Origin of the sequence: Pseudoalteromonas sp. Z1A8, from assembly GCF_011378855.1 — a bacterium.
Taxonomy (GTDB): Bacteria; Pseudomonadota; Gammaproteobacteria; order Enterobacterales; family Alteromonadaceae; genus Pseudoalteromonas.
The window spans coordinates 1-10,326 of sequence record NZ_WTLB01000082.1 but is presented as its reverse complement, the minus strand read 5'-3'; the positions used below and the strand labels follow the sequence as shown (position 1 = coordinate 10,326).

Here is a 10,326-nt window from a genome sequence, read left to right as displayed (position 1 = left end):
GATAGATAGTGGTTTGGCGATTACTATCAGATCAAATTCAGAGCATGTTTTCAAGTTTTATTCCTTAAGATCCAACCTATGAGCAAGTACTAGGTTTGATTGTGTTTCATCGCCGTGGCGGTACTCCCACATGTTTACGCTGGTTTCAAAGTAAAAGCGTGCATCGCCAATAAGATTTTGCATACTCGGCGCATGATACTGATACGCAAGCTTAACGCCATTTACGTTGCCTTCGCCTTTAAGAAAATCAACAGCATAACCGTGATTCGATTGAGCAAAAGCAAGTTTGCCAAAAAGTGAAACTACTAATACTAAAGAGATAAAAAGTGTTTTAAGTGACGTTTTCATAGGTGCCAATTGTTTGTTTGGTTCAAAGTGATAACTAAATGATAAGGGCGACCTGTTAACAATTACAATGAGGACAAAATGCCGGTTGTATATAGGCTGTTAATGGAGGTTTGTAACTTCTTGAATTTTCTTTTCTTATTCAATTGGTGCAATTTGGGCATTAATAAATTGCTTATTTGTGCCTTTTTTATTGCGTATAGAACGGGTAAATTACAACCATCTTAATCACACAGACATATACAATTATGAAACTCTTTAAACTATTCGTTTTAGCCACTGCTTTTTTTAGTAGTTCGTTATTTGCACAAGCTCAGCAATCGCCTGATCAGTTATTAGAATCAGTAGCCGACAAACTTTTTGCAGACATTGGTCAAGTAAACTCAAAAGGGACAGCTAGCAAAGATGCGATGGCTGCCATTGTTGAAAAACGTTTAATGCCACATATTGATGTTAAGTTTGTGTCGTTTAAATTATTAGGTAAACACATTAAAGGTATTGAGCGCGAGCAAGCTGTTCAATTTATAGATGCTGTAGAGCATTACTTAACAGGCACATACGCTGGTGCACTAATGAAGTACACAGGTCAAAAAGTTGTATTTGAGCGTAACAACGCAAAAAGCGACTCTGAGTACGCAACAGTTAACACGCAAATTATTGAGCCAAATGCGCCTACAATCGACTTAAGCTTTAAGCTTCGTTTAGGTAAAAACGATGAGTGGAAAGTATACGATATTGTTGCCGAAGGTATTTCACTATTAAGTGCTAAGCAAAAAGAGATTATTCAACGCATTTCTGAAGTGGGTTTAGAGCAAGTTATTAGCGAATTAAAAAGTAAATAGACTATTTGTCTGGCTCTGATTAAGCCCAACTCCAACCTCAAAAACGGCCAAGTACTTATGTACTTGGCCGTTTTTATATTCTTGTCTACTGTAATCCTAAAGGATTGTTGTTATTGCGCAATTTTGCGCTAGCAGCAAAACAAAGGTGTGCTAGAATATCGGCACTTTGATTAAGCGTGGTGTCAGCTAAAAACTGATATAACTTACCACCCCCCAAGCCACACTGGAGTTGTGTTGTTTTAATGGAAAATGTACTGATTTGGCCAAAGGAATACCCATTACTTATTAAAGGACTGGTAGAACAAAACGGTGCCTTTATTTTAGATGCTTTGGAAGCTTGGCCTGCTTGTCGTTCTACAAATGAAGACGATGGTGTATGCACCACCGTGTTGCCACCTATTTATTATTTGGTATGGCTAACCCCGTTAGAGCCATTTGAAGAATGTTACTTTCAACATATCTCTGAATATGACGAAGACGCACAAGCGTATATTAGTGCGGTTAAAAGCCATTACTACGATAATGAATACACCCCTGAAAGCTTAGTGCTTATGTTGTGCCAGCGTCTTGAAAAATACGCAAGTGTGGCTGCGCAAAACACCCTAGATACGCCACTGTCTTTAGTTGATTTGTTTTTTAGTAAACGCTACTTCACGCTAATTGAGCATGCGTTAAATAATAACAGTAAGCTTTCGGCAAAGGATACATTAGCGCTTTGGAAAGAAGTTGATTTTAGAGAGCGTTTAAGTGCGTTTATTCCAGAGTCTATTGCCGATTTAGAAATGCTCAGTGAGCTTGCCAGCGAAAAAGTAGCAGCAGGTAAAGACTACTTCACGTTGCTTACACAGGTTTCTCCTGACGTTGACTCTGTTGTGCTGCTAGAAAAAGCATTATTAACGCACCTACGTAAAAAAACAGCCAAGCAAACAATGGCAATGCGTTTTATTGAGCAAGGCGCTACCGGTGTACTTACTGATGAAAACAATAAAACAGCCTTTATGTGGGCCGCCGAAAAAGGCTTTGTAAATGTGGTTGAAACGCTACTTGCAAAGCAAGACAAAAAAGCGGTTGATAATTTAGGTAATACAGCACTTCATTATGCTGTATTTGCTAAAAATGAATCACTTATGGTACTGCTAATTAAAGCCGGATACGACTTTAGAGCGCGCAATAAAGAAGGTTTAAGCTGTTACCGTTTAGCGGTAAGTATAAAAGCCAATAACTTAGTTAAATGCTTAGAACGTGACTTTGGTATTAAAGAGCTTTCGCCAGAAGGGCAGTTTGATCGCATTAAAAAAGTACATGTGCTGCACGCTATCGTCACTATACTGCTGCCTTTACAGTTGTTCTTCTTTTTTGATGAAACACTCTCTATTAAAAGTGAGCTGACGCTGGGTTTAACTATGGCGGCGGTAATCTGTTTTTTCTTTGCAACCACTTTAAAACGTTGCGCGTTATATCCGCATATTAAACACCCTTGGGGTTTATTTGTGCTTAGGGGCTTTTCGTTTATTAGCTTAGTGGCTCAAATAGGGTTAGCGAGCATTGTGGTGCTAGCAGCTTTGAGTGATTTGGTTTAGTCACTTTTAAACAACTTATAAAAAACGCGCTTAAAGTAATTTAAGCGCGTTTTTTGTTTATATCGTTTATGGATAGCCTAATCGGTTTAGGTAAGAGGCTATTTACCGTGCTCATTTGCTGCTTTTTCTTCAGCTAGTTCTTCTTTAAGCTTACGGATTTTTAAACCCTGCTCTTGTCCACGGTGTCTTGCGTAGTAAGTACAGCCAATAAACATTGAAGAGGCAAATACAAGCTCTAGCAGTACCCATATAAGCTCATCAGGAGCGGCCCACAGCATGGTAAGCCCGTGAATAAAATACAGCATTACAATAAAGTTAGCCCACGCATAAGTGTAAGTATAATCTTTAATTATGCCTCTTAGTGGCAGCAATAATGGAATAATAGGCACAAATAAAGACGCTAAACTCGCATTACCATTTAAAGGTGGTACAAAATACATCCACAGTGGAATAAGAATAAGTAAACCTACATAGCCAAAGAGTGCGGCACGCTGAAATTTTACTGTAATTGGCTTTTTAGCTGGGTTGTCAGCGGTATTCATTTAAGTTTTCTCGCAATGTGAGTAAGGCGTTTACCAACGCTTTGACATATTTTAATTTCGTCTTTACTAAGCTGTGTACTATTAGCGCTGCCAGCAACGTGTGTTGCACCGTATGGTGTTCCACCTGTTTGTGTTGCAAGCAGTTCGGGTACATCGTACGGCACGCCTAATAGCATCATACCGTGGTGTAATAATGGCAGAGATAAGTTAAGTAAGGTTGCTTCATTACCACCATGCATACTGCTTGATGACGAAAACACACACGCTGGTTTATCTATTAACTGGCCTTTTAACCATAAGTCGCTGGTGGTTTCCCAAAAGCTTTTAGCTTGAGAGGCCATCATGCCAAATCGAGTTGGTGTACCAAATGCCAAACCATCGCAATTTATTAAGTCATCTTTGGTTATTACAATGTCGTGCGGATTTTTAGCAACAAAAGTACGCAGCAGGGCAGTTGCGCCTTGTTGCTCAATTGATTCTGCTATTTCGTGAGCCATTGCTTCAACTGAGCCATGGCTTGAGTGGTATAATACCACTATGGTTTCGCTCATTATAAAACGCTTAGTACGTTTTCAGGCGGGCGACCAATGGCTGCTTTATTGTTATTAACAACAATAGGGCGTTCAATTAGCTTTGGATTTTGTACCATGGCGCCTATTAATGCTGACTCACTGCTTTCATCTTTCAAATTAAGTTCTTTGTAGGCATCTTCTTTAGTGCGCATTAGTTCGCGTACTGATGAAAAACCAAGCTGGCTTACAAGCGTTGAAATTTGCTCGCGAGTAAGAGGCGTTTTTAAATACTCTACAATATTTGGCTCTACCGCTTTACTTTGCAGTAGCGCTAGCGTTTCGCGCGATTTAGAGCAGCGAGGGTTGTGGTAAATAGTAACAGACATAAAATGATTCCAAAGTGTGAATTGCGTCTATTTTAGGGTAAGCGCTTGCAGACTTAAAGCCTCGCAAGCTCTTTTTGTAAAAGTCGATACTGAGTAAGCAGTGCTTTTAAACGCTGTTGTTTTACAAGTTCTGTTGATTCTACGAAATTAAGCGCTTTTTGGATTTCATCAGCGGCTTTTAAGTAAGCCCCGTATTGCGCTAATACATCAGCATTTGCTTCGTGGTAAGAGGCTAATTTATCTTGTTTTTTATACGCATCAGCAAGGAGTTGTTTACCTAAGTTGTGATCGGGTTTTTCAAGCAAAAAGCTTTTAAGTATATTTTCGGCAAGCTCGTACTGTTCAGCTTCAAGTGCAGCGTTGGCGTAGTTAAGCGTAATTACCTGATTATTAGGGCGATACTGATTTAAATCAGCTAAAAATTTAACGGCTTCATCTGCCTTTTTTTGTGCGATGAGTAAATCGGTATGAGTATCTATATAAAATAGGTTTTTAGGATCGTTTTTTAAAAGCTCATCTAACATTGGCGCTGCTTCATCAAGCTTTTTTTGATCAAGTAAACTAATAGCTAAACCGTATTTTAATGCTGTGTTGTTGTAGATGTTTTCGCGCAGTAGCTTTCTAAATAGGTCTTCCGCTTTTTCTGGTTTGTTGTAATAGCGTGCCAGTACGCGACTTTTTGCTAAACTAAACTCAAGGCTCGCGTTTATATGGCGCTGAGGATACTGCTCTGCCCGCAAGCGTACGTCTGATACACGGCTCTCTGGTAATGGGTGAGTAAGCAAAAACGCAGGTGGCTTGTATTTATAGCGAATTTGCGCTGCAAGTTTAGTTAAAAACTCGCTCGATGCACGCGCATCAAAACCCGCATTATTAAGAGTTTGCATACCTATACGGTCGGCTTCTTGCTCGGCTGAGCGGCTGTGCGTTAACTGACTAAAAGCAGACTGCGTTTGGCTCGCTGATATAATGGCAATGCCGGCGTCGGGTGCAACAACTGTTGCCAGTATTCCAGCAATCATACCGGCAATGGTCAGCGCGCTGTTATCTTGTTGTTGTTGAATTCTACGTGCTAAGTGGCGCTGTGTTACGTGAGCAATTTCGTGGCCAAGTACAGAGGCAAACTGACTCTCGTTATCGGCTTGTGCTATTAACCCTGTGTGCACACCTACATGCCCACCATAAAAGGCGAAGGCGTTTATTTCTGAGTTGTTTATCCAAAAAAACGAAAATGGAAAGCGCACATCGTTAGCATTAGCCACCAATTTACGGCCAATAGTGGTCAGGTATTCATCCAATACAGGGTCGTTTATAACGGGCGATGAGCCGCGTATTTGCATCATCATTACTTCGCCAATAGCTTTTTCTTTTTCAAGTGGCAGCGCTTGTAATGCAGATGTTCCTAAATCAGGAAGAGTAAAGCTAGTTTGCGCTTTTAAAGGTTCGCTTACTAATAAGCTAAACGTAAGCGCGGCACTGCATAAAGTGATAAATGCTGATTTTAGCTGCATTTTATTCCTTGTTAATTGGTTCGCCAATTGCAATTTTGGCTATGTCTATTTCGTCACTGCTTGCACGGCTGTCTTTTTCGCACAATTGGTATAGTTCTTTTATTGTGACTCCATCAAGCTTTACAACGTTCAATTCTCGCTGCAAAAAAGTAATAATTTTATGTACTACTTTATGTGCATGTAAAATAATGGCTTTATCTGCTTTGTCGCCTCGTTCAAAATAAAAGCCAATAAACTTATGTAATTGATTTATTCTGATTAGATTTTTCATTGAATGCGGATCCCACACTCTAAATTCCATAAAGCGATTACCTTTTACGTATTGGTCAACAATAACATCTTTAGCATAAGGCTGTGCCCATAACTCAAAGCCTCTGTCGGTAAATACTTGGTGTAGTGCAATACGTGGCTTATGTTTAGTATGTATTACACCAAAGTTATCTTCATGGCCTTTTAATAAATCTAAGTTCCAATTGCGTTTATCTATAAGTTGTTTAACTGCATTATCGAATCCATGATCTAAAATTCCTTCTGATTCGCTTATTGAAGAGGCAATAAGATGATAAAAAGGAGGAAGTTCGCCCCAATTAATTTGCTTTTTAAACCAATTAATCTCTTTGAGTGTTGGATTACTTGGTAGTTGCGCTTTATTATGCGTTCCAGGCATTAACTTATCCTTACTGCTAGTTATGTTATAAGGATAAACTATTGCAGGTGTTGTTTTAAGAAAAAGTTACAACGGTTCACGTTTTATAAATACGTAGACCGACAATATGCGACTTATTATTCATTTACTATACGGGTAAAGTAGTTATGGTGGAGCGCGATTTAAAAGGGTTTGAGTGCCCTCAGCAATTTGTGCAGTTTAAACTTGCGCTACGAAGTGCGCAGTTATCAAAACACCGCATTACCTTTAGTCTTAATAAAGGTGAAAGTGCGAACGATATTGAACGTTTTTTGCAAAAAAATGCTTATAGTTACAATTTTGATAAACAACGAGGGTTGTTATTAGTGGAGCCATTACATGTTTGAATACGTAAAAACATGGTACGAAAGGAAGTTCTCGGATCCTCATTCGTCTACCTTATTATTTTTATTACTGGCCTCTGTTGCCTTACTTTACTTTTTTGGCTCGTTAATTGTTCCTGTACTTGTGGCACTGGTTATTGCCTATTTACTTGATTGGCCGGTTGTTCATTTAGAGCGTTTTGGTTTAAAGCGCTTTAGTGCAACGATTATTGTAATGTTGATATTTATTAGCATTATGCTCACCCTTATTTTGGTTATTGGCCCCGTACTTTGGAAGCAAACCAGTAACTTAGTCCAAGAAACCCCGCATATGTTAGAGCAGGGGAAGTCTTATTTAATCGCTTTACCTGAGCAATATCCAAGTTTAATTAGTATTGAGCAAGTACAGGCAATTGTGGCAACGGTAGAGGCTAAAATAATCGAGTTTGGTCAGGCTGTACTGTCGTTTTCACTAACCTCTTTAAAAGATGTTGTTGCATGGCTTATTTACTTAGTGCTTGTGCCGTTGCTGGTGTTTTTTATGCTCAAAGATAAGCTTGAACTAACGGGCAGTATCGCTAAATTGATCCCGCAACAACGACGTTTAATTTTGCAAGTGTGGCACGAAATGAATCAACAAATTATGAATTACATTCGCGGTAAAGTGTTTGAAATTTTGATTGTTGGTGGTGTGTCATTTATTGCATTTACTGTTTTAGATTTACGTTACGCTGCATTACTTGGCGTGCTTGTGGGCTTGTCGGTGTTAATTCCATTTATTGGTGCGGCACTGGTAACGATTCCGGTAGCGGCAGTTGCGCTGTTTCAATTTGGATTAGAAACCCAGTTTTGGACCATTTTAATTATTTACGGAATTATTCAGGCACTTGATGGCAACGTACTTGTACCACTGTTGTTTTCTGAGGCGGTTGATTTAAATCCGGTGTTTATAATTGTCGCTGTATTATTTTTTGGTGGCTTATGGGGGTTTTGGGGCGTATTTTTTGCCATCCCGTTGGCTTCATTAGTAAAAGCGCTAATAACAGCGTGGTCGTCTACGCATGAAGAGATAAGTAAAGAGCTCAGTGAATAGTTATGTAAACAGACTTTTAGTCTAAAAAAGAATAGTAAACGCACCTCTAGTGCTAATTGATTATTACTCATTACCTGTAAATTTATGTACTATTGGTAATAAGATATATTCTTTAGTAATAAGGTGCGTTTTTTAATGTCTGAGTTTTTATTGCACGATGAGCCAGTAAAACAAGTTTACCTTGATGCAAACGCAACGACCCCTGTGTTGCCTTGTATAGCTGATGTTGTTTCTCATACCATGCAAATATGTTTTGGTAATCCTTCAAGCCCGCACATCACAGGTATTCAAGCCAAGCATTTATTAGAACAAACACGTCAAAAAGCACACACAGTTATTGGCGCAACTACTGGCGATATTTTATTTACCTCTGGCGCAACAGAAGGTATTCAAACGGCGGTGGTTTCTACGCTAATAGAGGCTAAAAAACACCCGATTAAAAACCCCGTATTATTATATGGCGCTACTGAGCACAAAGCGGTGCCAAACACACTTAAGCACTGGAATAGCGTACTTGACGTTAATGCTGAGGTACTTGCTATTCCAGTTGGTAGTAACGGTATTTTAGATTTAGATTTTATAGCACAGCATATAGATAACGCATTGATGATTTGCACCATGGCCGTTAATAACGAAACCGGTGTGTATCAAGATTTATCCGCTATAGAGCAGGTAATTCGTCGCCGTAATAAAAATGTATCGTGGATGGTGGATTGCGTGCAGGCGCTGGGTAAACAAGCGCTCGCGCTGAGCGATACAACAATAGATTACGCCCCTTTTTCGGGACATAAGCTTTATGCACCTAAAGGTATTGGCTTTTTATATATTCGTAGTGGTAGTGCGTACACGCCTTTTATAGCGGGTGGCGGTCAAGAAAGTGGTATGCGATCGGGCACCGAAAACCTACCCGGTATTGCAGGGCTAAATAAGCTATTTAGTATGTTGCTTGATAAATCAGACGACACGTTTAAATCGGTTAGCGTACTTAATGCTTACAGAAGCCAGTTACAAAGCGCGATAAAAGATACCTTTGGCAATATTACATTTAATCATGATTTTGCTTATAGCGTGCCAACGACACTTAACTTTGCTGTTAACGATTTAACGAGCAAAGAAGTGATTGATTTATTTGACGCTGCGGGCATTCGCGTAAGTGGTGGCTCGGCTTGTAGTACAGGTGCATCAACAAGTTTTGTTTTAGACGCAATGGGTGCAAGCAAGTGGCAAAGCGAAAACGCGATTAGGCTATCGTTTGGGCCAGCGGCAACACAGTACGATATAGATGATGCTTGTGGGCGTATTCGCGCATTAAAAGCGATTTTGCAAGCAAACTGTTTAATTGTGTCTGACAGTACCACACCACAACAAGAAGTGTGCGCGCTTGGTTTAACTCAATTTAGGCATCAAGGGGCATGTAGTTGGCTTTATGTAAGTGATGATAAACACGCAGTTATAATAGACCCTATTATTGAGCTTATTCCGCGTTTTGAAAAAATAGTAAATACACAAAACTTAACTATTTCAGCCGTGCTTAATACACATCTTCATCAAGAGCGAGAGTCTGCGACTAATTTGCTTACCAGCGTTCTTGCATCAAGAGTGGTAAAAGGTGAGGTTGATTCGCTAGGTTGGCCGTTAAATACAGCAAATATTGGTTTAGGAAATAACGTACTTGAAAAAGTAGCGACACCAGGGCACAGCAAAGATAGCGTAAGTTATTTATTAAAAAACAGTAATGGTGAAACGCGTTACTGTTTTTGTGGTGATTTAATATTGCCTGCAGGGCTTGGTAATACATCGCTTATAGGTGGGGATGCAAAAGCAATGGCACGCTCTATTTTAGCAATGAGCGAGCAACTTAATAACAGCAGTATTATTTGCTCAGGGCATGACTACCAACAATGTTTTGCTATGAACTGGGCTGTACAACAAAGCCAAACGCCACTGCTTAACGTGCTAGTGAACGGCAGTATTTCGGTTGATGAATTTGCAGTGCAAAAGCAGCAGTACGATGCTTCAAAAAAAGTAAATAACACGCAATTGTGTGGTTATGTAAATGCGTTACCTGAGGTTGATACACAGCAATTAAATTTTGATGACGCTAAAACAATGTTAAACACCAGCGATACATATTTAATAGATACTCGGGAGCCGTATGAGCATGGAGCAAATAACGTTGCTCAGTTATTTAATACGCTAGATGAAAAAACATTAAATATACCACTTAGCAGAATGGCAAATGCGGTATTTGAAGGGCAGTTAAATAAAGGTAATAAATATATTTTATTATGTCGTAGTGGTAACCGCTCAAAAATTGCTGCAACTAACTTAATGCAACTAGGATATAAAACCGTTTATAACCTAAATGGCGGTTTAGCGCTTAGTAATTAAACAACGTTTGTAATTAGTACAAAATCGGCTTTAGGGCTAACACCGATCAGTTAAGGTATTTTTGATCGGTTGACCGATCTTTTGGTTGCTTCACAATACCCTTATCATCTTTTGAT

General features: G+C 39.4%; 10 protein-coding genes and 1 pseudogene. 5 read left to right on the top strand and 6 right to left on the bottom strand.

Features of this window, described 5'->3' with window-relative positions; translation table 11 throughout:
• Positions 1-81 precede the first annotated feature (81 nt).
• Positions 82-348: pseudogene (locus tag GQR55_RS19020) on the bottom strand (acyloxyacyl hydrolase); the annotation flags it as partial.
• Positions 349-593: 245 nt separating this feature from the next.
• Here GQR55_RS19020 and GQR55_RS19015 point away from each other — a divergent pair.
• On the top strand, positions 594-1,187 hold the full coding sequence (locus tag GQR55_RS19015) for an ABC transporter substrate-binding protein (protein WP_166421845.1): 594 nt from the start codon (positions 594-596) through the stop codon (positions 1,185-1,187).
• 242 nt (positions 1,188-1,429) lie between these two features.
• Positions 1,430-2,767, top strand: a complete 1,338-nt coding sequence (locus GQR55_RS19010) for an ankyrin repeat domain-containing protein (protein ID WP_166421844.1) — start codon at positions 1,430-1,432, stop codon at positions 2,765-2,767.
• A 98-nt stretch (positions 2,768-2,865) separates the two neighbouring features.
• Here the strand turns inward: GQR55_RS19010 and GQR55_RS19005 are convergent, their stop codons facing one another.
• The 5 genes from GQR55_RS19005 to GQR55_RS18985 are packed head-to-tail and all read right to left on the bottom strand — an operon-like array spanning position 2,866 to position 6,385.
• Positions 2,866-3,309 carry a DUF2069 domain-containing protein gene (locus tag GQR55_RS19005; RefSeq protein ID WP_166421843.1) on the bottom strand — a complete coding sequence of 148 codons (444 nt, stop codon included), beginning with the start codon at positions 3,307-3,309 and terminating at the stop codon, positions 2,866-2,868.
• Positions 3,306-3,860, bottom strand: a complete 555-nt coding sequence (gene wrbA / locus GQR55_RS19000) for an NAD(P)H:quinone oxidoreductase (protein WP_166421842.1) — start codon at positions 3,858-3,860, stop codon at positions 3,306-3,308. Before wrbA ends, GQR55_RS19005 begins: the two co-directional genes overlap by 4 nt.
• Entirely contained in the window at positions 3,860-4,207 is a 348-nt protein-coding gene (gene arsC / locus GQR55_RS18995) for an arsenate reductase (glutaredoxin) (RefSeq protein WP_166421841.1), read from the bottom strand. Before arsC ends, wrbA begins: the two co-directional genes overlap by 1 nt.
• Before the next feature lie 53 nt (positions 4,208-4,260).
• A complete protein-coding gene (locus tag GQR55_RS18990; protein ID WP_166421840.1) occupies positions 4,261-5,718 on the bottom strand; it encodes a M48 family metalloprotease in 1,458 nt (485 codons plus the stop codon).
• 1 nt (position 5,719) lies between these two features.
• Entirely contained in the window at positions 5,720-6,385 is a 666-nt protein-coding gene (locus GQR55_RS18985) for a hypothetical protein (protein WP_166421839.1), read from the bottom strand.
• 146 nt (positions 6,386-6,531) lie between these two features.
• On the opposite strand from GQR55_RS18985, the gene GQR55_RS18980 reads away from it, so the two are divergent.
• The 3 genes from GQR55_RS18980 to GQR55_RS18970 all read left to right on the top strand — a co-directional run bounded on the left by GQR55_RS18980 (position 6,532) and on the right by GQR55_RS18970 (position 10,210).
• Entirely contained in the window at positions 6,532-6,750 is a 219-nt protein-coding gene (locus GQR55_RS18980) for a hypothetical protein (protein WP_166421838.1), read from the top strand.
• On the top strand, positions 6,743-7,819 hold the full coding sequence (locus tag GQR55_RS18975; RefSeq protein WP_166421837.1) for an AI-2E family transporter: 1,077 nt from the start codon (positions 6,743-6,745) through the stop codon (positions 7,817-7,819). Before GQR55_RS18980 ends, GQR55_RS18975 begins: the two co-directional genes overlap by 8 nt.
• Before the next feature lie 135 nt (positions 7,820-7,954).
• Positions 7,955-10,210, top strand: a complete 2,256-nt coding sequence (locus tag GQR55_RS18970; protein ID WP_166421836.1) for an aminotransferase class V-fold PLP-dependent enzyme — start codon at positions 7,955-7,957, stop codon at positions 10,208-10,210.
• Positions 10,211-10,326: the final 116 nt, after the last annotated feature.

Bases quoted from the DNA above. Each gene is read 5' to 3' on its own strand.
- GQR55_RS19015 (WP_166421845.1), top strand. From the start codon at position 594: ATGAAACTCTTTAAACTATTCGTTTTAGCCACTGCTTTTTTTAGTAGT.
- GQR55_RS19010 (WP_166421844.1), top strand. From the start codon at position 1,430: ATGGAAAATGTACTGATTTGGCCAAAGGAATACCCATTACTTATTAAA.
- GQR55_RS19005 (WP_166421843.1), bottom strand. From the start codon at position 3,309: ATGAATACCGCTGACAACCCAGCTAAAAAGCCAATTACAGTAAAATTT.
- wrbA (WP_166421842.1), bottom strand. From the start codon at position 3,860: ATGAGCGAAACCATAGTGGTATTATACCACTCAAGCCATGGCTCAGTT.
- arsC (WP_166421841.1), bottom strand. From the start codon at position 4,207: ATGTCTGTTACTATTTACCACAACCCTCGCTGCTCTAAATCGCGCGAA.
- GQR55_RS18990 (WP_166421840.1), bottom strand. From the start codon at position 5,718: ATGCAGCTAAAATCAGCATTTATCACTTTATGCAGTGCCGCGCTTACG.
- GQR55_RS18985 (WP_166421839.1), bottom strand. From the start codon at position 6,385: ATGCCTGGAACGCATAATAAAGCGCAACTACCAAGTAATCCAACACTC.
- GQR55_RS18980 (WP_166421838.1), top strand. From the start codon at position 6,532: ATGGTGGAGCGCGATTTAAAAGGGTTTGAGTGCCCTCAGCAATTTGTG.
- GQR55_RS18975 (WP_166421837.1), top strand. From the start codon at position 6,743: ATGTTTGAATACGTAAAAACATGGTACGAAAGGAAGTTCTCGGATCCT.
- GQR55_RS18970 (WP_166421836.1), top strand. From the start codon at position 7,955: ATGTCTGAGTTTTTATTGCACGATGAGCCAGTAAAACAAGTTTACCTT.